Annotated in this window: 23 protein-coding genes; 3 read left to right on the top strand and 20 right to left on the bottom strand. The window is 59.5% G+C overall.

Going from position 1 to position 24,281, the window contains the following annotated elements; genetic code table 11:
- The first annotated feature begins 35 nt into the window (after nt 1-35).
- Entirely contained in the window at nt 36-806 is a 771-nt protein-coding gene (locus ACZ5FP_RS20260) for a TIM barrel protein (protein ID WP_464663977.1), read from the top strand.
- A 137-nt stretch (nt 807-943) separates the two neighbouring features.
- Entirely contained in the window at nt 944-1,942 is a 999-nt protein-coding gene (locus tag ACZ5FP_RS20255) for a LacI family DNA-binding transcriptional regulator (protein ID WP_464663976.1), read from the top strand.
- A gap of 45 nt (nt 1,943-1,987) precedes the next feature.
- On the opposite strand, the gene ACZ5FP_RS20250 is transcribed toward ACZ5FP_RS20255, so the two are convergent.
- The 19 genes from ACZ5FP_RS20250 to ACZ5FP_RS20160 all read right to left on the bottom strand — a co-directional run bounded on the left by ACZ5FP_RS20250 (nt 1,988) and on the right by ACZ5FP_RS20160 (nt 19,888).
- Complete coding sequence (locus ACZ5FP_RS20250; RefSeq protein WP_464663974.1) at nt 1,988-2,785, bottom strand: transporter substrate-binding domain-containing protein; 798 nt, start codon at nt 2,783-2,785, stop codon at nt 1,988-1,990.
- On the bottom strand, nt 2,782-3,732 hold the full coding sequence (locus tag ACZ5FP_RS20245; RefSeq protein ID WP_464663972.1) for an isoaspartyl peptidase/L-asparaginase: 951 nt from the start codon (nt 3,730-3,732) through the stop codon (nt 2,782-2,784). Before ACZ5FP_RS20245 ends, ACZ5FP_RS20250 begins: the two co-directional genes overlap by 4 nt.
- A gap of 2 nt (nt 3,733-3,734) precedes the next feature.
- Nucleotides 3,735-4,469, bottom strand: coding sequence for an amino acid ABC transporter ATP-binding protein (locus ACZ5FP_RS20240; RefSeq protein ID WP_105734997.1), 735 nt, complete (start codon nt 4,467-4,469; stop codon nt 3,735-3,737).
- Nucleotide 4,470: 1 nt separating this feature from the next.
- The gene (locus ACZ5FP_RS20235; protein ID WP_464663970.1) at nt 4,471-5,142 is read right to left on the bottom strand and encodes an amino acid ABC transporter permease; all 672 of its coding nucleotides are present in this window, start codon (nt 5,140-5,142) and stop codon (nt 4,471-4,473) included.
- Nucleotides 5,142-5,810 carry an amino acid ABC transporter permease gene (locus ACZ5FP_RS20230; RefSeq protein ID WP_463012425.1) on the bottom strand — a complete coding sequence of 223 codons (669 nt, stop codon included), beginning with the start codon at nt 5,808-5,810 and terminating at the stop codon, nt 5,142-5,144. The genes ACZ5FP_RS20235 and ACZ5FP_RS20230 overlap by 1 nt, the downstream gene beginning before the upstream one ends.
- A gap of 91 nt (nt 5,811-5,901) precedes the next feature.
- A complete protein-coding gene (locus ACZ5FP_RS20225) occupies nt 5,902-6,240 on the bottom strand; it encodes a cupin domain-containing protein (RefSeq protein ID WP_288191328.1) in 339 nt (112 codons plus the stop codon).
- Nucleotides 6,241-6,346: 106 nt separating this feature from the next.
- Nucleotides 6,347-7,270 carry a sugar phosphate isomerase/epimerase family protein gene (locus ACZ5FP_RS20220; protein WP_464663967.1) on the bottom strand — a complete coding sequence of 308 codons (924 nt, stop codon included), beginning with the start codon at nt 7,268-7,270 and terminating at the stop codon, nt 6,347-6,349.
- Nucleotides 7,271-7,291: 21 nt separating this feature from the next.
- Entirely contained in the window at nt 7,292-8,413 is a 1,122-nt protein-coding gene (locus ACZ5FP_RS20215; RefSeq protein ID WP_464663965.1) for a sn-glycerol-3-phosphate import ATP-binding protein UgpC, read from the bottom strand.
- A gap of 11 nt (nt 8,414-8,424) precedes the next feature.
- On the bottom strand, nt 8,425-9,312 hold the full coding sequence (locus ACZ5FP_RS20210; RefSeq protein ID WP_464663963.1) for an ABC transporter permease subunit: 888 nt from the start codon (nt 9,310-9,312) through the stop codon (nt 8,425-8,427).
- Between the two features lie 10 nt (nt 9,313-9,322).
- Complete coding sequence (locus tag ACZ5FP_RS20205) at nt 9,323-10,219, bottom strand: carbohydrate ABC transporter permease (RefSeq protein WP_464663961.1); 897 nt, start codon at nt 10,217-10,219, stop codon at nt 9,323-9,325.
- 80 nt (nt 10,220-10,299) lie between these two features.
- Nucleotides 10,300-11,643 (bottom strand): extracellular solute-binding protein, encoded by a 1,344-nt coding sequence (locus tag ACZ5FP_RS20200; protein ID WP_403182703.1) that lies wholly within the window; start codon nt 11,641-11,643, stop codon nt 10,300-10,302.
- A gap of 194 nt (nt 11,644-11,837) precedes the next feature.
- On the bottom strand, nt 11,838-12,995 hold the full coding sequence (locus ACZ5FP_RS20195; RefSeq protein ID WP_464663958.1) for a fumarylacetoacetate hydrolase family protein: 1,158 nt from the start codon (nt 12,993-12,995) through the stop codon (nt 11,838-11,840).
- A 37-nt stretch (nt 12,996-13,032) separates the two neighbouring features.
- Complete coding sequence (locus ACZ5FP_RS20190) at nt 13,033-14,109, bottom strand: ABC transporter ATP-binding protein (RefSeq protein WP_464663956.1); 1,077 nt, start codon at nt 14,107-14,109, stop codon at nt 13,033-13,035.
- A gap of 29 nt (nt 14,110-14,138) precedes the next feature.
- Nucleotides 14,139-14,963 carry a carbohydrate ABC transporter permease gene (locus ACZ5FP_RS20185; RefSeq protein WP_112522346.1) on the bottom strand — a complete coding sequence of 275 codons (825 nt, stop codon included), beginning with the start codon at nt 14,961-14,963 and terminating at the stop codon, nt 14,139-14,141.
- An 11-nt stretch (nt 14,964-14,974) separates the two neighbouring features.
- Entirely contained in the window at nt 14,975-15,901 is a 927-nt protein-coding gene (locus tag ACZ5FP_RS20180) for a carbohydrate ABC transporter permease (protein ID WP_464663954.1), read from the bottom strand.
- A complete protein-coding gene (locus ACZ5FP_RS20175) occupies nt 15,898-17,223 on the bottom strand; it encodes an ABC transporter substrate-binding protein (RefSeq protein WP_464663952.1) in 1,326 nt (441 codons plus the stop codon). The genes ACZ5FP_RS20180 and ACZ5FP_RS20175 overlap by 4 nt, the downstream gene beginning before the upstream one ends.
- A gap of 61 nt (nt 17,224-17,284) precedes the next feature.
- Nucleotides 17,285-17,944 carry a GntR family transcriptional regulator gene (locus tag ACZ5FP_RS20170; protein WP_464663950.1) on the bottom strand — a complete coding sequence of 220 codons (660 nt, stop codon included), beginning with the start codon at nt 17,942-17,944 and terminating at the stop codon, nt 17,285-17,287.
- Between the two features lie 36 nt (nt 17,945-17,980).
- On the bottom strand, nt 17,981-18,871 hold the full coding sequence (locus ACZ5FP_RS20165; RefSeq protein ID WP_464663948.1) for a dihydrodipicolinate synthase family protein: 891 nt from the start codon (nt 18,869-18,871) through the stop codon (nt 17,981-17,983).
- Between the two features lie 99 nt (nt 18,872-18,970).
- Nucleotides 18,971-19,888, bottom strand: a complete 918-nt coding sequence (locus ACZ5FP_RS20160) for a sugar kinase (RefSeq protein WP_464663946.1) — start codon at nt 19,886-19,888, stop codon at nt 18,971-18,973.
- 190 nt (nt 19,889-20,078) lie between these two features.
- Between ACZ5FP_RS20160 and ACZ5FP_RS20155 the strand changes: the two genes are divergently transcribed.
- A complete protein-coding gene (locus ACZ5FP_RS20155) occupies nt 20,079-22,385 on the top strand; it encodes a Tex family protein (RefSeq protein ID WP_464663944.1) in 2,307 nt (768 codons plus the stop codon).
- A gap of 5 nt (nt 22,386-22,390) precedes the next feature.
- Here the strand turns inward: ACZ5FP_RS20155 and ACZ5FP_RS20150 are convergent, their stop codons facing one another.
- Nucleotides 22,391-24,016 carry an MFS transporter gene (locus ACZ5FP_RS20150; protein WP_464663942.1) on the bottom strand — a complete coding sequence of 542 codons (1,626 nt, stop codon included), beginning with the start codon at nt 24,014-24,016 and terminating at the stop codon, nt 22,391-22,393.
- Nucleotides 24,017-24,281: the final 265 nt, after the last annotated feature.

The following is a 24,281-nucleotide window of genomic DNA, read 5'->3' as shown; positions in this document are numbered from 1 at the left end:
GCAAGCAGGAGGATAAAATCAGCAAGGGGGAAGCGATGAAGTATTCGGCATGTATCGAGTGGTTGTTCGCTCCCGAGTCGCCTGATTTCGCCAACCGCATCCGCTTGGCAAGGGATGCCGGGCTTGACGCGGTCGAGTTCTGGAAATGGACTGAGAAGGACATACCGGCTGTCGAAAAGGCATTGGCGGAAACAAAACTTGCGTTGTCCAGTCTCGTCGCGGAGCCAATGATTCCGCTGACCGATCCTGCGTCCCATGATGCCTTTCTGGTTGGTCTGCGGGCCAGCGCCGAAATGGCAAACCGGCTGGGTGCCAAGGTGCTCATCGCGCAGGCCGGGGATGATCTTCCCGGCCGCACCCGCGCCGAACAACATCAGGCCTTGGTCGATTGCCTGACACAGGCGGCCGATGTGCTGGCTGGAACCGGCGTTGTGCTGGGGCTTGAACCACTCAACACCCTCATTGACCACAAGGGCTATTTTCTTCATTCAACGGTTGAAGGCCTTGATATTATCGATGAAGTAAACCGTCCGGAAATCCGCATTGTCTACGATATCTATCATTCTCTCGTCATGGGAGAAGCGACGGCAGACGTGCTCAAAAGCCGGATTGACCGCGTTGCTCATGTCCATATTGCTGACCATCCCGGCCGCAATGAACCCGGCAGCGGCACACTGGAATTGTCAAAATCCCTGCATTGGCTGTTTGACAACGGCTACAATGGATTTGTCGGACTGGAGTACCGGCCAACCGCCGATACGCAATCGAGTCTGGAGATGACGTTCCGCACACTTGGCCCACGTTAGAAGCGTGTTTTGCTATTGAAGTGCTGAGGGGGAAGCGGGTAAGCATGGATCGATCCTTGCTTCCTGCCTGCTGGCCATCAACGTATCGTTTTTGGCAACACCAAAGAGCGGATCAGACATGAAGGATGCCGATATCCATGACCGATCCGCGCAAACGTCACACCCTGCCAACCATTGCGGATGTCGCCGAACTGGCGGGTGTCTCCCGCGCCATCGCGTCCCGGGCGCTGTCAAGTGAACCGAGACCCGTCTCGGCTGACAAACGGGAGCGGGTATTGGCAGCGGCTGCCAAGCTCGGCTTCAAACCCAACCTCCTGGCGCGGAGCCTGACGACGAAGACCGTCAATCTCGTTGCCGTCATCGTCAACCACATCCATGATCTCTCGGATCTCGACCTGTTCGATCTCCTGATCAGTCAAATCCAGTCCATCGGCAAACAGGTGATCTTTGTCCGCGTCGGCTCGGCCGAACGGATTGACGAATTCCTGCGCAACGGCATTGCCTATCACGTGGACGCGGCTCTCGTGTTCTCCGATTTCGCCGATGCGGAAACGGTGCGGAAAATGTTCCGCAATGACAGCGTCCTGATGCTCAACGGCATGCGGGATGTGAGCTCTCCCGCCATCATTCCCGATGAGCACGTGGGGATTGCCGCAGCGGTCACAGATGCGCGAAACAAGGGCGTGCGCAGTGCGCTCCTCGTGACAGGCCGGTCCGCCTCGCCGGTCGAACAGACACGCATCGCCGTCTACAAATCGGAACTGCAGCGCCAGGACATCAGGCTGGTCGCGGAACTGCGCGGCGACTATTCCTACCAGAGCGGCCGCCATGTGGCATCCTCGTCCGATTGGCAAACAGCGGACGCGGTGTTCTGCACATCCGACGCGATGGCCATGGGTGTTCTCGATGTGCACCGGAACGACTTTCCGGACAACCGGCCGCGGACATTCCGTCTCTACGGCTTCGACGACGTGACCCTGGCGGAATACGAGGCCTATCCGATTTCATCCATCGGTTACGACAAGGCCGCCTATATCGATGAAATCCTGAAGTTTCTGCGGGAACCTGACCTGTTCAACGCGGGCGAGAAACTTATCCAGGTGCCGACCTACTTCGTTGCGCGGTCAAGCTCCTGATCAAAATGCAAAGGCCGGGAACGATGCCCGGCCTTTGCCTTGAAATTACCAGAGCGGCGTCAGCGCAGGCGGGTTGGATTTTTCGCCCCACCACTTCTTGTAGTTCGCCTCATAGGCGCCGGACTGGATGTAGTCGGAGACGAACATATCAAGCCAGCGGACGAATTCCGGATCGCCCTTGGCAACGGCAATGCCGATCGGATCGTTGGAATAGAGGCCGGGCAAGGTTACCAGATTCTCGTTCTTGGTGGCGAGATAGTCGAGCAGCGACGAGTCTTCGATGGCCGCAGCGACACGCTTCTGCTGCAGGAGCAGCACGCCATCGGGCGAGAAATTGTCGGTATAGACCAGTTCCGCCGTCGGCACGCTCTTCTTCAGGAAGCTTTCGCCTGTCGTGCCGCGGCCGACAACCACCTTCTTGCCGGCCAAGTCTTCCAGCTTGGCGATGCCGGCGTCTTTCTGCACGATGACGCGCAGGCCGGCACGGTTGTAGGGAATCGAGAAATTGACGGTCTTGGCGCGTTCCAGCGTCGCGGAGGTATTGGCCACCACGATATCGAGCTGGCCGGAGACCAGCATGGACACGCGGGCATCGCCGGAAACGTCGGTGAACTCGACGGGAACGCCAAGCTTGGCGGCCAGCATGGTTGCCACATCGACGTCATAGCCGACCGGATTGTTCTTGTCGTCGCGGAAACCGATGGGCTCGCCGCCCAGCGACACGCCGATGCGGACCTTTCCCTGCGCGCGAATGTCATCAATCTTCCCGGCATGCGCCACGCCGGTAAAAGCCAGTGCACCGGTCAGCGCGAGTGCTGCCAGTTTTCCAATGAACCGTTTCATGAATGTCCCCTTTGTGTTGTTTGTTGCGGATCATATTTTCGGGCAAGCCGGCGTTCGGGTTCCTCCATCCCGGCTTCCCAGAACCAGTATTTGATTTCGTCGTCGCAGCGGAAACTTGCCACGTCGTGATTGCCCTTGGCGTCGATGGCATGAATGACGACACCAGCCAAGAATCCGGTGGTCAGCTGTGCGAGGTCTTCCATCGCCATATCGACCGCTGCGCGCAAGGAATGGCCGAAGCGCATGGCGAGCACGATGCTGCGGGCCGTGCCGCAGCGGATGGTCATTTCACCCGTATGGGTGCAGGCAGCGGCGCCATAGCGGCTGTCGGCATAGAAACCGGCACCGGCGATGGGCGAATCGCCGAGGCGCCCCGGATATTTCCAGGCCCAGCCGGAGGTGGAGGTAACCGCGTGAATGCCGTTGGCGGAATCCTTCGACAGGAACACCGTGGTATCGCGGACGCGCTCCGGGTCGGTAATGGTGCGGCTCAAGGGCGCGAGCGGAATATCTGGAAAGGCTGCCAGCTCCTCCGGCGTCAATTCCTTCTGCAGCCGCTCCCACCAGACGCGTTTGCTGTCTTCATATAACGTTTCATCAAGGGGAAAGCCGATTTCCGTGGCAAAACGGCGGGCGCCATCGCCTGTCAACATGACATGCGGTAATCGTTTCATCACCGCATGCGCGAGCGCTGCGACGGGCAGCGTATCGGGAACCGCGCCCACGGCGCCGACATCCCGCGTCGTGCCATCCATCACACCCGCATCGAACTCCATGCGCCCGAGCATATTGGGCCAGCCGCCATAGCCGACACTGCGGACCTTCACTTCGCGCTCGACTTCGCTGATACCGGCGACCATGGCGTCAAGGCCATGCGCCTCCTGCTTGAGGAGCTCGACGCTCCTGGCAAAACCCGGCCAAGCCTCGTTGTTCGCAATCAGGATCATTGTCAGTCTTTACGCATTTTGGAGAGAAACTGGGCGATGCGTGGCTTGGCCATGCCGCCATCGGCTGCAAAGAATTCAGCTGTCGGCAGGTCGACAACGAGCTGTCCCTTGTCGAGAAAGACGATCCGCGACGAGATGGTGCGGGCAAACTCGATTTCATGCGTGACGAAAACCATCGTCGTTCCGTCATGGGCGAGCTTGGCGAGAATGGCCAGCACATCCGATGTCATCTCGGGATCGAGCGCACTGGTGATTTCATCGAGCAGGAGATAGCGCGGCTTCATCGCCAGCGCCCGGCAGATACCGACACGCTGGCGCTGCCCGCCGGACAGTTGCGCCGGGAAAGCATCGGCACGGGCGCTCAGGCCAACGGAGTCAAGAAGTGTGCGCGCATCGGCTTCCGCCTGCTTGCGCGGTATTTTCAGCACTTCAACCGGCGCGAGCGCGATGTTCTGCACGGCAGTCATATGCGGGTAGAGATTGAAAAGCTGAAAAACCGTCGCCGACCGCTTGCGGGCTTCCGACAGCTCCTTCGGACGGGAAACGTCGAAATCATCGATGGTGATGCGCCCGCCATCGAGCTTCTCCAGGCCGTTCATGCAGCGGATCAGGGTCGATTTGCCCGAGCCGCTGGAGCCGAGAATGGACACGACTTCACCGCTATGGACATCAAGGTCTATTCCGTCGAGTACGGTCGCAGAACCAAACGCCTTGCGTACTCCTCTCACGCTGATCATTTCACAGACCTTTCCATGCGGTGTGCGCCCTCAACCGCTTCTCCAGCTTGGCTCCGCCAAAGGCGACGAGCTTGGCCATGACATAATAAAGCCCGCCCACGACCGCCCAGACGATGAATGGTTTCAGCGTGCGCAGATTGAGAATGTTGCCGATCTTCGTCAGGTCCACCACGCCGATCACCGAAATCAGCGATGTCACCTGCAGCTGGTTCACAAGAAGACCGGTCAGCGGACCGATGGCAAAGGCCATGGCCTGCGGTGCGATGATGCGGCGAAGAATTTGCCAGCGTGACAGACCGAAAACCCGGGCGGCCTCGATCTGGTCGCGGCCGATGGATTCGATCGCCGACACGGCAATGACATAGACGAATGCCGCCGTATTGCCCGACAGCGTGATCACCGCGGCCTCGACCGGCGTTACGTTGATCTTGGCAAAAGCAGGCAGGCCGAAGAACACGAGAAACAGCTGGACCAGAACCGGGGAATTTTTCAGCACTTCCGCGATGACAGCCACGACCTGCGCCAGCACGGGAATGCGATAGAACCGGATGACGGCCCACAGAGAGCCGATGAAAAGGCCGATGATTGTCGTTGCCAGGAAAAGCGCGAGGGAAACACCCAGCCCCTGCGCGAGCAGGACGATGTCATAGGAGGTGAACGCCGTATAACGCATCAGGCGGCCTCGGTCTGATCACGGTTGAGATAGCGATGCAACGCGCCGATGCCGAGCGAGACCAGATAGGTCAGGCAGGCATAGGCGACAAGCAGAACCGCATAGATTTCGAAGGGCCGGAACGTATCCGATGCCACGATCTTGGCCGAACCGGTCAATTCGTTCAGCGTGATCGTCGAGAGGATCGACGATGTCAGGATGAGATTGATGAAAACCGAACCCAGGGGCCGCACCGAGGTCCTCAAGGCAATCGGCATGACGATCTTGCGGAAGATCGTCGGTTTGGAAAGCCCGCTGACTTCGGCGGCTTCCAGAATGCCGGGATCGATCGACAGGATTCCGGACCGGATCACATCCGAGGTAAAAGCGCCGCCCGCGATGGAAAGTGCAATGACTCCCGTGGTGAACGCATCGATATAGATGCCGATCTCCGGCAGGCCGTAGAAGAAAAAGAAGAGCTGGACGATGAACGGAATGTTGCGGAACAGATCGACATAGACATAGGCAATGCGGGAGAGAAGCGGCGACGCGGATGTGACCAGCGCTGCAACGACCGTACCAATGCACAGGCTGCCGGCAAGCGCCAGCACGCAAGCCTCGGCTGTCAGGACCGCACCTTTCACGAGAAAAGGAATGTGCGGTGCCAATATGGTCAGATCAAAGGTCAAACGTCCGTCCGGCACAAAGTGAAACCGGTTTCAGTTTTGCCTATCGCAAGGATGCTGTCAAGCGGTGGCAGCAGAAAAATGAACGCGTGGCTTAGGCGAGGAACTCGGCCCGATGCGGCGAGAAACTGTCGATCAGGCGGCCCTTTTCCAGCGCCTTGACCCCGTGGACGAGATTGGACGGGACGATGAAGCTGCCGCCCTGCTCCAGCACCTGGCTGACGCCGTCAATGGTGACTTCAAAACGTCCTTCAGCCACATAACTCGCCTGAATGTGCGGATGCGAATGCAGCGAGCCGACCGCATCCTTTTCAAACTGCACTTCCACCAGCATCATTTCCGGCAGATAGGCCATGATGCGTCGGCTGACGCCGGGCTCGGTCCTGGTCCAGTCAGCGGCATCTTTTGCAACAAACAGAATATGATCAGCCATGTTCACAATTCCCGGTAGCGAGAGACCGACAACAGCCAGTCCCGATGATCGGCATTGTGACCAGAAGCAAGGGGCGCGGTCAACCAGCAGACCGCGCCGCTTTCACCTAAGCCGCCAGACGGCGGCGATTGGCGATTTCAGCCAGCTTGAATGCACGCTCGAGGCAATCCGCCTGCTCATTGGCAAACCGGTTCTCGACGATTTCCATGATCAGCATGGTATCCGGCAGGAACGTCAGCTCCTCGAAGATTTCTTCCCAGGGAATGTCGCCCCAACCGATCGGCAGATGCAGGTCGCCAATGCCAAGCGCCGTTGCTTCAGCCGGATGATAGAATTTCGTCATGCTGTTGTAAGGACGGCCAAAGCTGTCATGCACATGCAGATGCCCAGTGACCGGTGCCATCGCCTTGATCTGTTCGCGCCAATCGAGACCAAGCCGCGTGCTCTCGATGTAGGCATGGCTGAAATCGATCAGGCCGCACACATTGGCACTGCCGATGGTCCGTACGGTTTCGCCAACCCGTGCCGGTGTCTGGCGGTATTCCGCATCGGTGACAGCGAAAATGTTTTCCAAGGCAATCCGCACGCCGTAACCCTTGGCAACCTCAGCCATTTCGGCAAGCGCATCGCGCTCCATCCGGTCGAGATCGGCAATGTGTGACTGGGCCGGCATTTTGGCACTGCCGCTGTGATGCACGAGGATGCCCGCTTCAACGCGATTGCACAGTTCCAGCATCGCGCGAACCACGGCCTTCTGATACTCCAGACGCTCGCGATCCATGAAATTGGAGACGATCTGGCCGTGCACACTGTAGCGCAGGTCGAACTGACGGGTGATCGCAGTCAAGCGTTCGGCGCGTCCCGGGATAATCCGGCCGCCCGAAATGATTTCCTCGCCATAAAGCGACAGCTCGGCAGCATTGGCATCGAGACCGGCAATCGTGCGAAGGGCATCTTCCAGCGTGTCAAAATTGCCCTTGCCCGTGTAGGTGCAAAAGCCAACGGCGGAAATGGTTGAATCCGAACTCATGTTTGATCCTTTCAAGTCGGGTTATGCGGCCACTGTTTTCGGAGCTGGTTGGCGCGTCGCTGCCGGAGCATCATCAAGGCGCAAACCGGTTTCCTGCGAAAACAGGTGAATATGTTCGGAGGGCAACTGCAGACCTGCAACCGCGCCTTGCTCGAAGAACTGATCTTCCTCAACTGACACCGCAAAGCTCAGCCCGTCAATCTCGACGTGAACGATACGGCCGGAGCCGAGTTCTTCGATGAAATCGACATTGGCCGGAACGCTGTTCACGGTACCGGCAGGAACGAGACGGCAATGTTCGGGGCGGATTCCGACGGAAACCGCGGTCCCCGCGTTCTGGCCGCCAAGCACCGGATCGATTGCCTGCGCAATGCCGTCTAGCAGCACATGATCGCCGCCAGCAGCGATGGTCGTGTCGAAGAAATTCATCGCCGGCGAGCCGATGAAGGTTCCGACAAACCGCGTGCGCGGACGGTGGTAGATTTCAAGCGGCGTGCCGACCTGTTCCACATGGCCCTTGTTCATGACGATCAGCTTGTCGGCCAAGGTCATCGCCTCCACCTGATCGTGGGTGACAAAGACAGAGGTTGCCGACAGGCGCTTGTGCAGGCGGCGGATTTCCACGCGCATCTGCACGCGCAGCTTGGCATCAAGATTGGACAGCGGTTCGTCGAACAGAAACACCTTCGGTTCGCGGATGATCGCGCGGCCCATGGCAACGCGCTGCCGCTGGCCACCGGAAAGCTGCGCCGGTTTACGGTCGAGCAGTTCTTCCAGCCCGACGATCTTGGCTGTTTCCGCAATCCGCCGGTCGCGCTCGGCACGCGGAACACCGGCAACCCTTAGGGCATAGCCGATGTTGGCGGCAACATTCATGTGCGGATAGAGCGCATAGTTCTGGAACACCATCGAGCAACCGCGATCGCGCGGCTCGAGATTGTTGACCACCTTGCCGTCAATTGAAATTTCGCCTGATGTAATCTCTTCAAGACCGGCAATCATGCGCAGCAGCGTAGACTTGCCACAGCCGGAGGGTCCGAGAATGACGACAAACTCGCCGGATTTGAAGTTCAGGTCGACGCCATGCAGGATCTGTGTGCTGCCATAGGTCTTGCGCACATCCTTGATGCCAATTTCAGCCATTGCTACTTCCTTTATTTCTCGGTCGAGACCAGGCCACGGACAAACCAGCGTTGCAGGACGGCAACGACGACCAGGGGTGGCAACATGATGATGAGGGCGCCTGCCATGGAGACATTCCATTCAGGCAAGGCATTGACGGACGGCACCAGCGCACGCATGGCGACCATGGCCGTCTGATAGCTGGCATCGGTGGTCATCAGCTTGGGCCAGAGATACTGGTTCCAGGCATAGACGAACATGATTGTTGCCAGCGCCAGCATATTGGTGCGCGACAGCGGAAGCAGGATGTCGATGAAGAATCGCAGCGGCCGCGCGCCATCCATCTTGGCCGCCTCTGCCAGTTCATCGGGGAGCGTCATGTAGAACTGCCGGTAAAGGAATGTGCCTGTCGCGGTCGCGATCAGAGGCAGGACCAGACCGGAATAGGAGTTCAGCAGGTTCCATTGCAGTGACAATTCGATGCCGGTGACGGTCTGGACGATCCAGCGGATGGGTTGGAACACATCCGAAGCGATGTTGTAGGTCGGGATGACGCGCACTTCGAGCGGCAGCATCAGCGTCAGGAATACCATCCAGAAGAAGACGTGACGCAACGGGCTCTTGAAATAGACGATGGCAAAGGCGCTGAGCGCCGCCAATGCGATCTTGCCCGCCATAACCAGCAGCGAGGTGATGAGGCTGTTGAACAGTGCCGGGCCGAGATTGGCACGATCCCAGGCGGCATGAACATTCTTCAGGAAGTCACCGCCAGGTGTCATGTTGAAGGGCACGGCCGTGACCTCTTGCAGCGACTGGGTGGACGCCGTGAAAATCATCCAGAACGGCCCGAGAATGAGGATCAGTCCCAGGATCATGATGAAGTAGGTGACGGCGTTGAGTATGGGGGTGCGTTCGATCATCGCCGGAATCCTACTTGTAATGCACGCGCCGCTCGACGAAGCGGAACTGGATGAACGTGAACACCATGATAAGTCCGATCAGGACGAGACTCTGCGCTGCAGCGCCTGAATAATTCAGGCCGCGGAAGGCTTCGCTGACGATGCGGTAGACCATGACATCGGTTGCCTTGTTGGGTCCGCCTTCGGTGGTCAGGTCGACAATACCGTAGGTATCCGGGCCAACGAAACTCTCGGTCAGATTGAGAACCAGGAGAAAGAACAGGGTTGGTGCCAGGAGTGGGACCTGGATATCGAGCGCGCGGCGCACCGGGCCCGAGCCGTCCATGGACGATGCTTCCAGCAGGCTGCGCGGGATGGATTGCAGGCCGGCCGTCATGAAGATGAAGTTGTAGCCGATCCATTTCCACGCAAAACAGATGATGACGAGGATCATGGCATGGCTGCCGTACTTGGCGGGATTCCAGAGGTCGGGCGACCAGGTGTTCACCACCGCGATCAGACCGCTTTCCGGCGCAAAGATGAAGCGGAACGCCAGACCCACCGCCGGTGCGGCAATGGCATAGGGCCAGATGTAAAAGAACCGGAACAGGCTTGAGCCCTTCAACTGACGGTCAACACAGATCGCCAGGATAAAGGCGATGAACATGGACAATCCGGTCGCCGTGAAAGCGAAGAACAGGCTCAGGGACACGGAGCGCCAATATTCGCTGTCGGCAAAAACATCGCGAAAATTGTCAAAACCAACGAAGAGACGTTCCCCCGCACCGCCAAAGGCCGGTTCCAGCGTGAAAGCCCAGTTGAAAACCGAAATAGCAGGCCAATAGAAAAAGAACAAAATGAGCAGGAGTTGCGGCAATGCAAAAAGGACGGGCAACCACCAGCTTTTGAAAACAGCGCGCTTGTTCATGGGAATATTCAATTCTGCCTATGGGATGAAAAGGAAATGGCCCGGTGCGGTTCCGCTCCGGGCCATTTGAAAGCCTGCACTTAGTTCAGGACTTTTCCGGCATAGGTCTTTTCAAAGCGGCGCAGGATGACATTGCCGCGCTCGACGGCCTGGTCGAGACCGGCCTGGACAGTCAGCTTGCCGAAGAAGATGCCTTCCATCGCATCGGAGATTTCCTTGCGGATCTGCGGGAAGCCTCCGAGGCGGATGCCGCGGGTATTGGCGGAGGTCGGGGTGAAAGTCAGGCTGGCGATGGCCTTTTCACGCCCCTTGAAGGCTGGCTGGTCGTAGAAGCCCTTGGCTTTCATCGCTTCAAAGCCCGTCTTGGTGACCGGGATATAGCCGGTGACCGTCGACCACCACTCAACCATGTCCGGCTGGGCGATGAAGTTAAGGAACGCGGCGGCGCCCTTGTATTCAGCTTCGGGGCGGTTGTTGAGAACCCAAAGGGATGCGCCACCGACCATCGAATTCTGGCGTGCCGTTCCCTTCCAGACCGGAAGCATGGTCACGTCCCATTTCGTGCCCTGCTTGATGGTCTTGCCGACTGTGCCGTGATCGGCAATCGACGACTGGATCATCTGGCAGGTTTCGGAGGTGAAGGCTGGAACAACGTCCATGCCCAGCTGCTTGGTCTTGACCACGAACAGGCCTTCATCGGTCATCTTCTTGAAGAATGTCAGATGGTCGACCAGCTTGGTCTTGTTGAGGGTAAGTTCGGCATCGAGCCCGTCATAGCCGTTGTTCTTGGTGGCGATGGGCTGGTTGTGAATGGCGGAGAACTGTTCGACCGTCGCCCAGCTGTCAAAACTGAAACCGAACGGGCAGGCATAACCGGCAGCCTTCAGCTTGCGGGCTGCGGCTTCGACATCTTCCCATGTTTCTGGCGCATTCTGGATGCCGGCCTTGGTGAAGGCATCGACATTGTAGTAGAACATCGCGGTCGACGAATTGAACGGGAACGAGTTCAGCTCGCCCTTTGCCGTCGCATAGTAATTGGCGATACCGGGGAAATAATTGCTCCAGTCGATCTTGTAGCCATTGTCTTCCATCAGCTTCTTGGCCGGGACGAAAGCGCCCGAGAGCATCAGGTCGAGCGTGCCGCCGTCGAAGACCTGCACGACGGCCGGATGCTTCTTGGCGCGATAGGCGGCAATGGCGTTCTGGACTGTTTCGGGATAGCCGTTCTGGCTGGTGCAGACGATTTCGAAATTGGCCTGGGAGTCGTTGAACTTCTTGCAGGCATCCTGCACACGCTCGCCAAGGTCGCCGCTCAGGCCGTACCAGAACTCGAACTTGACCTTCTCGGCCATGGCTGGCGTCGCGCCAAACCCGGCGGCCAGCAGCCCTGCGGCCAGACCAATTTTCACACCAAAACCCTGCATTAAAGCCCCCTGAATACGGCAATTGAGAGAATGAACCCGGGGCAGCTCTGGATAAATCCGGCTGCCTCGCTCGCGGTCAACTCTGGACGGGCTGTGTGAAAGTTTGATCGACCTTAGACGAAACTATTGTGACAATTGTTCAGCCCGGCTGCCAGGCGGCAGCCGCGCTGCGGACAGAATCTAGCGTGGGTTGCTTACAGCAAACCACGCGCGGCAAGGTTGCGCATGAGCGCCGCCATGCCGAATGTCCATTCGGGGCACTCCGTCGACAACCGCACGGTATTGGTGAGCGCACCAAGCTGCGGATTCGATATGGTGACCACATCGCCGATCTTGTGAGTAAATCCCTGCCCCGGCGTATCGCGGTCTTCGACCGGCGCAAACAGCGTTCCCATGAACAGCATGAAGCCATCCGGGTACTGGTGATGCCGGCCGGTGGTCTGGGCGACCAGATCCAGCGGATCGCGGCTGATTTCCTTCATCGTGCTGCTGCCCTTCAGCACATACCCATCCCGGCCTTCGACCATCAGGTCAAGATCGGCATTGCGCACGTCATCGATGGAATAGGTCGCATCGAACAGCCGGATGAACGGCCCGATCGATGACGAGGCATTGTTGTCCTTCGCCTTGCCGAGCAAAAGGGCGGAGCGACCTTCGACATCGCGCAGGTTCACGTCATTGCCGAGCGTCGCGCCCTGCACCCTGCCCTTGCTGTTGACGGCGAGCACGATTTCCGGCTCCGGATTGTTCCAGCTTGAGATCGGGTGCAGACCGACCGATGCGCCCCAGCCGACGGAGGAGAGGACCTGCGCCTTGGAGAATACTTCGGCATCAGGCCCGATTCCGACTTCCAGATATTGCGACCAGACACCTTCTTCAATCAGGGCAGCCTTCACCTTGGCAGCCTCCGGCGAACCGGCTTTCAGATCGCGCAGACTGTTGCCGATGATCGGCATGATGCGTTCACGGATCTTCAGCGCCAGCGCCGGATTGCCCGCGGCCTTCTCCTCGATGACGCGCTCGATCATCGAGCGAGCAAAGGTAACACCGCAGGCCTTGACTGCCTGCAGATCACAGGGCGCGAGCAGCCGAAGCCGCGCGGCATCGGCTTCACTTTCGACGGACTGCGCCAGAACCGTATCCAGCGGCCCGAGTTCTTCTCCGGCCTGCGCAGCGACATAGGCGGCAGGCTCGTCCAGTTCCAGCAGGTCACGCATTGTCGCCGTCTGACGTGAGGTGATGTCAAACAGCACGCCGTCGCGCACCACGACAAGGGCGGGGCCCTGCACATCGGGGCGCCAGACACGGCCAACGAAAGTTCCGGTTCTGTAGGTCTCGGTCGATAGGGTCACGGTAAAGGCTCCCGGAAGAGAGTGCTGATACGATGGATTAGTGCGCAGCGTTGCGCTTGCCGAGCCGCATGCCCGTTCCGCCATCAAACAGGTGGCTGTTCGCCGGATCGATCCCGATGTGAATCCGGTCGCCCGATTTGATCGACAGCCGCTCGCGGAAGAGACACATGATTTCCTGATCGCCCAGCTTGCCGACCACCATGATTTCCGAGCCCGTCGGCTCGACGACGCTGACGTCAACCGGGATGCCGCCGGCGGCAATCTTGATGTGCTCCGGCCGCACGCCATAGATCACGTCTGCTGATCCCGTGGTTTGGATCGTCTGCGGCACGGGCAACATGATGCCTTCCGGCGTCACGAACTGCCCTGCCCCGGCCAGACGGCCCTTGACGAAGTTCATCGACGGCGAGCCGATGAAACCGGCGACGAACAAATTGACGGGGTAATCGTAGAGATCGAGCGGCGTGCCGATCTGTTCGACCAAGCCGTCTTTCATCACGACGATCTTGTCGGCCATGGTCATGGCTTCGATCTGGTCATGCGTCACATAGACGATGGTGGTACCAAGCCGCTGATGCAGCCCCTTGATCTCGCTGCGCATCTGTACGCGCAGTTTCGCATCGAGATTGGAAAGCGGCTCGTCGAACAGGAAGACCTGCGGATCACGGACGATGGCGCGTCCCATGGCGACGCGCTGGCGCTGGCCGCCGGACAATTGCCGGGGAAAGCGGTCGAGCAGCTTTTCCAGGCCAAGGATTTCCGCCGCGCGGCCCACCCGGCTTTCCTTTTCCTGTTTCGGCGCATTCTTCAGCATGAGCGCGAAGCCCATATTGTCGGCCACCGTCATATGCGGATAGAGCGCGTAGTTCTGGAACACCATGGCGATGTCGCGCTCCTTGGCAGGCAGGTCATTGACCACGCGGCTGCCGATGGCAATCTCTCCCGTGGTGATTTCCTCCAGCCCGGCGATCATGCGCAGCAATGTCGATTTCCCGCAGCCCGACGGGCCGACGAGAATGACGAACTCGCCATCTTCAATATCGACGGAGACACCGTGCATCACATTGACGTTGCCGTATTTCTTGGTGACATCCTTGATCGAGACCGAAGCCATCGCGCCCTCCCTGTTCTTGAAAACCTGTTCTAGCCGCCCTTGACGGCACCGGCGGTGAGACCCGCAATGATCTGGCGCTGGGCGAAAACGGTCAGCAGCAGCACCGGCAGTGTAACGACCAGCGCCGCAGCGGCCAACGGGCCCCAACTGACCTGCTCGAATGAAAGCATGTTGTAGACCGCGACCGGCAAGGTCCGGGTTTCACGGCTGGCCAGCACGATCCCGAAGACAAAATTGTTCCAGGAGAAGATCACCGCCAGGATCAGCGAAACGACAATACCGGGCTTGGCAATGGGCAGCGCCACCTTGACAAAGACCTGCCAGGAGGTTGCACCGTCGATCATGGCGGCCTCTTCCAGTTCCATCGGTGTCGTCTCGAAATAGCCGATCATGATCCAGATCACTATGGGCACGGTCACAACCAGATGGATGATGATCTGCGGCCACAGCGTTCCCAGCAATCCCATCGTCTGGAACAGCAGGAACAGGGGAATAAGATAGGACAGGCCCGGCGTCATGCGCGCGATCATGACGACGATGGCCGCCTTGTCGGCGCGCAGGCGGGCAATGCCATAGCCGGCAGGCACCCCGACGAGCAGGGCCAGCAATGTCGATATGCCCGTCACAATCAGACTGTTCCAGAAGTAATGCAGGAAATCGTTCGTGGCAAAAATCTGGGTGTAGTTCGACCAGGCAAACCGCTCCGGGATGAAGATCGGCGGATAGGCGCCATTGTCGATCTCGTATTTCAACGACAGCGACAGCATCCAGAGAAAGAAGAAAATGGCGGGCGAAACGATCACGAACACAACGAAGGCGGTGCCCAGTGATTTCAGCGGACTACGGCGGGCCATCGGCGTCTCCCTCAGCTGTTCCATTTGGTCCGCTGGCGCAGATAAAGCAGCGCCATGGACATGGTGATGATGACGACGAAGAAGACCACGGCAATCGCCGAGCCATAGCCGATGTCGTAGTAGGAAAAGGCGACATTGTAGAGATAGATATTGATCGTCTCGGACGCCGTGCCGGGGCCGCCCTGCGTCATGGCAAAGATGATGTCAAAGCTCTTCAGGGCATCGATGGAGCGGATGATCACCGCAACCATCATGAAGGGCAGGATCATTGGCAGCGTGATGTAGCGGAATTTCTGCCAGCCATTGGCGCCGTCGATTTCCGCACTCTCGAAGGGATCGCGCGGCATGGAAGCAAGACCGCCGAGCACGATGAGCATGACAAGCGGTGTCCACTGCCAGGTCTCGACCAGCACCAGCGACGGGATTACCGTGTTCTGGTTGAATATCCACTCCTGCGGCCCGATGCCAACCAGTGACAGGAGGTAGTTGAGAACCCCGAGCTGCGGGTGGTACATCATGGTCCAGACCAGAGCGATGGCCACGGGCGTGGCCATCATCGGCATGACGAAAATGCCGCGCAACAGGCCGCGCATCGGCAATTTGCTGTCGAAGATCAGAGCCGCAATGGTTCCAAAAAACAACGGGGCGATGACGGAGAGAAGCGTATAGAGCACGGTGTGCCCCATCGACTGCCAGAAGCGCGTATCGCCTGCCAGGCGGGTAAAATTCGCAAGCCCGACGAAGCTCTGTTCTCCGCCGAGATGCCACTCATTGACGCTCATCCACAGGGTGAACGCCCAGGGAAACAGAATGACCGCCCCGACAATGACCAGCGCCGGAATGACAAACGGCCAGTAGCTCGGCTTGAGCCGGCGTTTGCCCGTTCTGGCTTTGGTGGTTTGTGCTTCGGTTGTCATGGTCGGGGCGGCGATTGTCATTTGCCCTCGCTGCGCGCAAGGATGGGACGGAACTCTTCCGTTGCCCGCTTCATTTCCGTTGCGGGATCGGCGCCGCCGAGAAGGTTGGTCAGGCCGACACCCATCACGTCGCGGAATTCCGTGACCGGGACAATGACTGGCAGGCAGAGCTGGCTGACCTTGGCCGATGCCGTCAGCACGTCAACCCATTCGGACGGCATGGTCACACCCTTGCGGACCTCCGGATCGTTGAGGATCGAATTGCGGAAGGGAACGCCGGAGCCCGTTTGCAGCAGGCGCGCGCCCATCTGCTTCGAAATAGCCCATTGGCAATAGAGGTAAGCCGCTTCCTTCTTCGATGATCCCTCGGTCACGCCGATACCATCGCCGAAGGTCGGCGCAGCCTGCACCGCCGGCCCCTTGGGCATGACGCCGTAACCGACCTTGCCGACGACCCGCGATTTCTCCGGATTTTCCAGCGGCGGGGCAAAACCGATGCCATCCAGCCACATGGCAACCTTGCCCTGCAGGAAGTTTGACTGGCATTCGGCCCAGTTGAAACCCGTTACGCCGGGCGGTGCGGACTTTGTCATCAGGCGCTGATAGAGCGTTGCGGCCTGGATTGCTTCCGGCGTGTCGGTCTGGAGATTATCGTCGTCGATCGTGCTCTTGCCATAACCGAGCATGAGGCTGGCCCAAACAGGCGTATTGGCGTTCTTCATGCCGCGGGCCACGAACCCGTATGTACCCTTGCTCGCATCGGTGAGTTTTTCTGCGGCGCTTACAAGCTCATCAAAGGATTTCGGATATTCGATGCCCTTGGCGGCGAAGAGTTCCTTGTTCCAATACAGAATCCAGTAATCCACCGAGAACGGCAGACCGCCGAAACGGCCGTTCTTGTCCTTGGCAAAGGCAAGACCCGCTTCGGCAAAATCGCTTTCGACCAATGACGGCTCGGTGAGCGTGGGGTCCTTCAGGAACGGTGTCAGATCGGCAAGCCAGCCGCCCTTCTCGAACTGCCGCTTCTGCACGTGATAGCTGATATGGATGACATCGAAGCTCGGCTTGCCGGAGGTCAGTTCGATCACGGCTTTCTGGCGCTGCTGCTGTTCCGGCGTCTGCTCGGAATTGACCTTGATTCCGGTCAATTCCTCGAATTCCTTCTGGTACTTTTGCAGAATATCGCCGCGCGGGCTCTTGATCAGGTTCACCTCGAGGGTCGTGCCTGCATATTTCTTCCAGTCGACATTGGCGAATGCCGGCTTTAGGCCGGCAAAGCTCGCCGCGCCAAGTGCTGCTGATCCGGCAAGAAATTGCCGGCGTGTCGGTTGAATCCGTTTCATGCTTATCGTCCTCCCATAATCCATTGCAGCGCCGTAACTCCCATTTCCGGCACCGTTGCGTCTAAACCTTCAGAGCGAGATTCCTTGCATTGTTGATATGCTCGGCAATGGCATCCATCGCCGTTTGCGGGTTGCGGGTCTCGATTGCCGCAATGACCGCCAGATGCTCGCGCATCACCGGAATAACGCGGCCGGTGATGCGAAACCGCTCCTGATTGATCAAGCGCATCTTGATGGCATTGATCCGATAGGCTTTCGAAATGATCCCATTGCCAAGGGAATCGATGATTGTGTCATGCAGCGACCAATCGATCGCCTGCGCGTGCAGTTCAAGCTCGGGCGTCTCTCCGTCCCTGAGAGCCTTCTCCAAGGTCTCCTCATGTTCGCGCCGCAACCTGGCCAACACCTCATCGGAAGCGGAAACACAGAACAGCGCAACCGCTTCCTTCTCCATGAAGACGCGGAACTGGAAGGCTTCGCGGATCAGATTGATATCGATATGCGCAATCTGTATCCCGCGCTGCGGCACCGTCTTCACCAGCCCCTCAGCTTCGAGACGGGGCACAACTTCGCGGATGGCCCCGAGCGGCATGCCCGTCATGGCAACGAGCTGGCGCTGCGACACGAACTGCCCCGGATGAAAGTCACGGGCCAGAAGATGTTCCGTGAAACTCGCATAGGCTTTCTCACGCAATCTTACCGGCTCGCCGCTGTCATCCATGCCTGTTCCTCCTCAGGACGCCTTCACGATTCCCCGTCAGGCGGCGGCCGCGACAAACAGACGATCAAAGACTGCCGTCAGATGCTTGCGATCGCCGTCCGGCAAGGCTTCAAGCGGACCACGCGTCCGCCGCCAGCCTTCTTCGCCCTGGTGATGGGCAACCATCGCCTTCACAGCCGGAATCACCGGATATTTCACCAGTTCATTGACAGCCGCAACCACCTCTTCATCGTCGCGCCCTTCATCGATCATACGCGCGAGACGTTCGGGGTAGATATTGGCCAGACCCGAGATGGCACCCTGCCCGCCGAGCCGCACGCCCGCAGCAAGGCTGCGCTCATCGCCGATCAGGATGGCAAGGTCATTGTGCCGTGCCAGCATCTTCTCAGTATAGCTCCAGTTGCCGGAAGAATCCTTGACCCCGGCAATCGCACCAGGGAAGGCCTCACGCAACCGGCTGACCAGATCAACCGAAATCTCGACTGCCGTCACCGAGGGCAGATTATACAGAATGATGCCTTGCACATCCGCGCCGATTGCCTTGAACGCCGCCGCATGCCAGTCAAAGAGGCCGTCATCGCTGACATTCTTGAAATAGGACGGCGGCGCCAGGAGAATACCGCGGCATCCCGCATCCAGCGCAAACCGTGCCTGCTCTGCCGCATCGACATGCGAATTGGCCATGACGCCAACGACAATCTGCGACGGCGCGATGCCTGCCGCAATAAATCCCTTGATGACAGCCTGGCGCTCATGGATACCGATGGACGAGCCCTCGCCCGTCGTCCCGAACAGGGTGACGCTGCTGCAGCCGCGCTGCAGACAGGTTTTTGCATGGTGAATTGCCGAGGGCAGATCAATTGCCAGCGCAGCATCAAACGGCATCGTCAATGCCGCAGAAAGTCCAAATCGTTCAACCCGAGACAATGATTTTCCTCCCACCCTCTCAATGCATAAAGACTACTAACATGTTAGTTGATAGTCAACATGCTGTCACATACATTTTTGCGAGCATGGATACAAATGTTATGAATTGAACAGCAAGTGCTCGACTTCGTTCCGCGTCGGCGCACCCGCACGCCCGCCAAACCGGGTGCATTTGATCGCTGCCGCCGCGCTGGCAAAACGCATGATCTCCTCCATGCCATGTCCTTCCGCCAGCGCCAGTGCGAAGGCGCCGTGAAACACATCCCCGGCGGCCAGCGTATCCACGGCATCAACGGCAAAAGCGGGCATATGGTGCACGATCCCCGCCTCGCCGCCCGACCAGTAGCAGCCCTTGCCGCCGCCGGTGACAGCGACAAAACCGCGATACCGGGCCGCCAAGGCAATGACGGCACGCTCGATATCCGCCTCACCGGTGATGATTTCGGCTGCCGGTTCCGAGGCGACAATATGCGATGCAAGCGGCAGCAGCCGCTCAAGGGTTTCCAGCGGCGCGACATCGGCATCGAGCACGCCATGAATGCCAGCCTCGCGCGCTGCCCTGAGCGCAGTGGTAGCAGCCAGCGGCCAGCGAACATCGGTCATCACCACATCGAACGCGCCGTCTTCGATGGGCGGGATCTGTTCCGGCGCGCTCAACAGGGTCTTGTCATAGAAGGGCACGATCATGCGCTCACCCGACCTGTCGACAAAGATCGAGGAAAAAGCCGACCGCGCACCTTGGATGCGGCGGACAAAGGTGCAGTCGACCCCTTCCTCCGCCAGCTCAGCGACCACGCGATCGCCGACATGGTCCAGCCCCGCCGACGCCCACAAAGACGCGCTGCCGCCCAGCCTTGCAATGGTTGCCGCCTGGCTCGATGCCATGCCTGCCGCGATCTCCACGGCCTCCTGCGGGATGAACTTGCCGGGACCGGGCGGCAGGGTGTCGAGCCGGAAGATGGTGTCCATCGTCAGGGCACCAACGCACAGAATCCTTGGCTTCGTATTTGCCGGCATCGTCACACTATCCATATTGGCTGAATCAGCAGAAGGGTCGGGCGATAAGGAAACGTTTCATTGAGCAGGTCAAGCCCGGGGGAGCCATGGAGTTTTTCGTGGAACGCCGGGAGAACCAGCGGACCAAACGATTGCCGATTGATCCCGGCAGCCCTATGGTCGCCGTCCGATCAAGTTTGATGAGACCAGTATGACTGCCACAACTGCCCGTATTGCGCGTATCATTGCCACCGAGATCAATGCCAGGCCCGAACAGGCCAATGCGGCGATTGAACTGCTGGACGGCGGCGCGACAGTTCCGTTCATTGCCCGCTACCGCAAAGAGGTGACGGGCGGACTTGACGATACGCAGCTGCGGCTTCTCGACGAGCGGCTCATCTACCTGCGCGAGCTTGACGCCCGGCGCGACACCATCATCGAGTCCATCCGCGGCCAGGGCAAGCTGACCGACGAGCTGGAAACCAAGATCCTGGCGTCCGCCACCAAAGCTGAGCTTGAGGACATTTATCTCCCCTACAAACCCAAGCGGCGCACGCGGGCCGAAATTGCCCGCGAACGCGGATTGGGGCCGCTGGCTGAAACGATTCTCGCCGACCGCCGCAGCGTTCCATCCGAACTGGCCCAGACTTTTCTTTCGGCGGACGTGCCGGATGTGAAAACGGCGCTGGATGGCGCACGCGATATTCTGGTCGAAGCCTTCTCCGAAAATGCCGATCTCGTCGGCCGCCTGCGCAATCACATGAAGGACAAGGCTGTTCTGCGCGCCAAGGTCGCCGACGGCAAGCAGGAAGCGGGCGCGAAATTCTCCGACTATTTCAGCCATTTCGAACGCTGGTCGACCATCCCCAGCCATCGCGCCCTCGCCATGCTGCGCGGGCGCAACGAAGACGTGCTTTCCCTCGACATTGAAGTCGATGCCGACGATACCTCTCCGGTGAAGCCGGTGGAACGCATGATCGCCGGTGCCTATGCAATTTCCCCGAGCGGAACCGCCGCCGACAGCTGGCTGATGGACGTCGTCCGCTGGGCCTGGCGGGCGCGCCTGTCGCTCAACCTTTCCATCGACCTGATGACACAGATGCGTGAAAAGGCGGAGGAAGAGGCGATCCACGTTTTCGCCCGCAACCTGAAAGACCTGCTGCTGGCGGCACCGGCCGGATCGCGTGCAACCATGGGCCTCGATCCCGGCATCCGTACCGGCGTGAAAGTGGCTGTCGTCGATGGTACCGGCAAGGTGCTCGACACGACGACCGTCTATCCCTTTCCGCCGCGCAACGATCTGCGTGGAACCCAGGCCGAACTGGCGCGGCTGGCCGGCAAACACAAGATCGAGCTGATCGCGATCGGCAACGGTACCGGCAGCCGCGAGACAGAACGCCTTGTCGCGGACATGCTTGCCGACATGCCTTCGCCCAAGCCGCTGAAGGTGATCGTCAGTGAGGCGGGTGCTTCGGTCTATTCGGCATCGGCGACGGCTGCCGCAGAATTCCCGGATCTCGATGTATCGCTCAGAGGCGCCGTTTCCATCGCCCGGCGCCTGCAGGACCCGCTGGCGGAACTCGTCAAGATCGAACCGAAATCCATCGGCGTCGGCCAGTACCAGCACGACGTCGACCAGTATCGCCTCGCCCGCTCGCTCGACGGTGTTGTCGAAGATGCCGTGAATGCGGTTGGCGTCGACCTCAACACCGCATCGGCGCCGCTGCTGGCCCGCATTTCGGGTCTGGGGACCTCGCTGGCAGAAGCCGTGGTCGCTTACCGCAACGACGTCGGTCCGTTCAAAACCCGCCGTGACCTCCTGAAAGTCGCGCGGTTGGGGCCACGCGCTTTCGAACAATGTGCGGGCTTCCTGCGTATTCCCGACGGCACCGAGCCGCTGGACGCTTCAGCGGTTCATCCGGAGGCTTACGGCGTCGCCAAGAAGATTGTCAGCGCCTGCGGCCGTGACGTGCGTTCGCTGATGAATGATGGCGCCGCCCTGAAGGCGCTCGATCCGCGCCTCTTCGTCGACGAGCGATTCGGCCTGCCGACGGTTCGCGACATCATCGCCGAACTGGAAAAGCCCGGCCGCGATCCACGGCCGCAGTTCAAAACCGCGGCCTTTGCCGATGGTATCGACAACATCAAGGACCTGAAGCCGGGAATGATGCTGGAAGGAACGGTCACCAATGTGGCTGCCTTCGGCGCCTTTGTGGATATCGGCGTGCATCAGGACGGATTGGTGCATCTGTCACAACTGGCAGACCGTTTCGTCAAGGACGCCCATGAGGTCGTCAAGACGGGGGATGTGGTGAAAGTCCGCGTTGTGGATATCGACGTCAAGCGCAACCGCATCAGCCTGACCATGCGCAAGGATGGTAGTGCCCCTGCCCCAAGGGAGCAAAGGGCTGACAACGCCAGCTTCAAGCCGAAACCGGCGGCGCAGGGCAAACCGCAGACATCGACAACACAGGGTGCTTTCGGCGCGGCGCTCGCGGATGCCCTTCGGAAGAAATAGTCCCGTCAGTGCATGTCCATCGGCGTCTTATGCGCAGCGATATCGTGCGGCAGGATTGTTTGCCGCTCGATCATGCGATGGACCCGGATTTCGCCGCCCCGATGCAGCGCGCGGATCCGGTCGCCAACCGCAGCATCCGCCTGCGTTCGCCGCTGGTTGTGGCGGACATATTCGACCCAGGTGGGCGTGTGGTAGGTTTCGGTCCAGATTTCCGGTTTCTCCAGATCGCGCATCAGCGCCCATTGCCCCGCACCGTCGCGGATCCGCACACGCCGCCGGTCTGACATCAGCGCGAGGAATTCGGGAATGTCTGCTTCGGCGATCTCGTAGTCGATCATGATGACAATCGGCCCACTGCGCGGCTTCAGGTCAAGCGCCAGCAGTGGTTCGCTGAACCGGTTGAGCGGATCGAGATTGAGCGACTTGAACTCCGGCAGGGCGTAGCGCAGGCCAATCACGGCACCGAGCAGCATGAGCACTCCGGAAGCGATCAGAGCCCTGTCCGCGCCGTATTGTTCGGCGGCCGCGCCCCAGAGCCAGCTGCCCGCAGCAATACCCGCAAATGTCGTCGTCTGGTAGAGCGACAGGGCCCGTCCCACCACCCAGCGCGGCGTCGACAGCTGCACCGTGACATTGAACAGCGAGAGGGCCAGGACCCAGCAGGCCCCGGCCAGCAGCAGGGCGATATTGGTGGGCCACACCGACGTGCTGACCGCCGTCACCGCCGCGCTCACCGCAAATCCGGCAAAGGCATACCGCACGATTGCCTCGCTCGAGAGGAATTCACGCAGGCGCGCACTGAGCAGCGCACCGCCGATGGCACCGATGCCGAACGAGCCGAGCATGACACCGTAGGTCAGAGGACCGCCATGGACGAGATCGCGCGCAACGAGCGGCAGGAGCGCCAGAATCGCACTGGCTGAAAGACCGAAGACAAAGCCGCGAACGACCACCTTGCCGATATTGGGCGACATGGCGACGTAGCGCAGGCCCGCCGAAATGGCGCGGCCGAGCGATTCGCGCGGCAAGGGGCTCGGATCGATTTTCGGCTGCCAGCGCATCAGGGCATAGATCACGGCGAAATAGCTGGCCGCGTTGACCGCAAACGTCGCCGCAGCACCGGCAACCGCAACGATGAGGCCGCCAATGGCCGGACCAACACTGCGCGTGATGTTGAAGCCCATGCTGTTCAGCGCCACCGCATTGGGCAGATCGTCCCGGGGAACCATGTCACCGACCGAGGCCTGCCAGGATGGATTGTTGAGAGCCGTCCCGCAGCCCAGCAGAAAGGTGAATGCCAGGAGAAGCCAGGGGGTGATGAGCCCGAGATAGGCAAAAACCGTTAGAAACGCTGAAACGACCAACATGAACCACTGTGCCACCAGCATCACCTTGCGCCGGTCGAAATTGTCCGCCAGCGCGCCGGATACCAAGGAAAAGATCATGATGGGCAGTGCCGTGGAGGCCTGCACAAGTGCCACCATGTTCACCGAATCAGAAATCGACGTCATCATCCATGCGGCACCCACCGCCTGGATCAGCGAGCCGAAATTGGAGACCAGGCTCGCGATCCAGATAGTGCGGAACGTGTCGTGCTTGAACGGGGCCAGTGGTGATGATCGGTCCGCCACCTCGTCTGCTTTCTCTTCGCTGTGCGTTGCAAATCACTTTCAGACAGTTATAGGCCTGACGTATCGGATTGCCAGCGGCCAAATGGCTTCGCCGGCATTTTCGATAGCCTGGCAACCAGTTGCAAGGACGACCCAGCCATTTGCGCCCATTAAATTCGTGTATGGAAGATAAAATGCGGCGCAGTGCAAAAACCATCCGAACAGGGGTTTTCATCCTGAACGAATTGGACTATATGACCCCGCACCGGCTTAATCAGCCACCGCA

Source organism: Phyllobacterium sp. T2-21 (genome assembly GCF_055378485.1).
The sequence above is the reverse complement of the archived record's forward strand: the minus strand, read 5'-3'. Positions and strand labels throughout refer to the sequence as shown.

Excerpts from the sequence above, each read along its gene's own strand:
- ACZ5FP_RS20155 (WP_464663944.1), top strand. The coding sequence starts at position 20,079 with ATGACTGCCACAACTGCCCGTATTGCGCGTATCATTGCCACCGAGATC.
- ACZ5FP_RS20235 (WP_464663970.1), bottom strand. The coding sequence starts at position 5,142 with ATGCGTTATACGGCGTTCACCTCCTATGACATCGTCCTGCTCGCGCAG.
- ACZ5FP_RS20245 (WP_464663972.1), bottom strand. The coding sequence starts at position 3,732 with ATGATCCTGATTGCGAACAACGAGGCTTGGCCGGGTTTTGCCAGGAGC.
- ACZ5FP_RS20250 (WP_464663974.1), bottom strand. The coding sequence starts at position 2,785 with ATGAAACGGTTCATTGGAAAACTGGCAGCACTCGCGCTGACCGGTGCA.
- ACZ5FP_RS20240 (WP_105734997.1), bottom strand. The coding sequence starts at position 4,469 with ATGATCAGCGTGAGAGGAGTACGCAAGGCGTTTGGTTCTGCGACCGTA.
- ACZ5FP_RS20160 (WP_464663946.1), bottom strand. The coding sequence starts at position 19,888 with ATGCCGGCAAATACGAAGCCAAGGATTCTGTGCGTTGGTGCCCTGACG.
- ACZ5FP_RS20205 (WP_464663961.1), bottom strand. The coding sequence starts at position 10,219 with ATGAACAAGCGCGCTGTTTTCAAAAGCTGGTGGTTGCCCGTCCTTTTT.
- ACZ5FP_RS20190 (WP_464663956.1), bottom strand. The coding sequence starts at position 14,109 with ATGGCTTCGGTCTCGATCAAGGATGTCACCAAGAAATACGGCAACGTC.
- ACZ5FP_RS20260 (WP_464663977.1), top strand. The coding sequence starts at position 36 with ATGAAGTATTCGGCATGTATCGAGTGGTTGTTCGCTCCCGAGTCGCCT.
- ACZ5FP_RS20225 (WP_288191328.1), bottom strand. The coding sequence starts at position 6,240 with ATGGCTGATCATATTCTGTTTGTTGCAAAAGATGCCGCTGACTGGACC.
- ACZ5FP_RS20175 (WP_464663952.1), bottom strand. The coding sequence starts at position 17,223 with ATGAAACGGATTCAACCGACACGCCGGCAATTTCTTGCCGGATCAGCA.
- ACZ5FP_RS20255 (WP_464663976.1), top strand. The coding sequence starts at position 944 with ATGACCGATCCGCGCAAACGTCACACCCTGCCAACCATTGCGGATGTC.
- ACZ5FP_RS20185 (WP_112522346.1), bottom strand. The coding sequence starts at position 14,963 with ATGGCCCGCCGTAGTCCGCTGAAATCACTGGGCACCGCCTTCGTTGTG.
- ACZ5FP_RS20210 (WP_464663963.1), bottom strand. The coding sequence starts at position 9,312 with ATGATCGAACGCACCCCCATACTCAACGCCGTCACCTACTTCATCATG.
- ACZ5FP_RS20180 (WP_464663954.1), bottom strand. The coding sequence starts at position 15,901 with ATGACAATCGCCGCCCCGACCATGACAACCGAAGCACAAACCACCAAA.
- ACZ5FP_RS20220 (WP_464663967.1), bottom strand. The coding sequence starts at position 7,270 with ATGAGTTCGGATTCAACCATTTCCGCCGTTGGCTTTTGCACCTACACG.
- ACZ5FP_RS20215 (WP_464663965.1), bottom strand. The coding sequence starts at position 8,413 with ATGGCTGAAATTGGCATCAAGGATGTGCGCAAGACCTATGGCAGCACA.
- ACZ5FP_RS20170 (WP_464663950.1), bottom strand. The coding sequence starts at position 17,944 with ATGGATGACAGCGGCGAGCCGGTAAGATTGCGTGAGAAAGCCTATGCG.
- ACZ5FP_RS20200 (WP_403182703.1), bottom strand. The coding sequence starts at position 11,643 with ATGCAGGGTTTTGGTGTGAAAATTGGTCTGGCCGCAGGGCTGCTGGCC.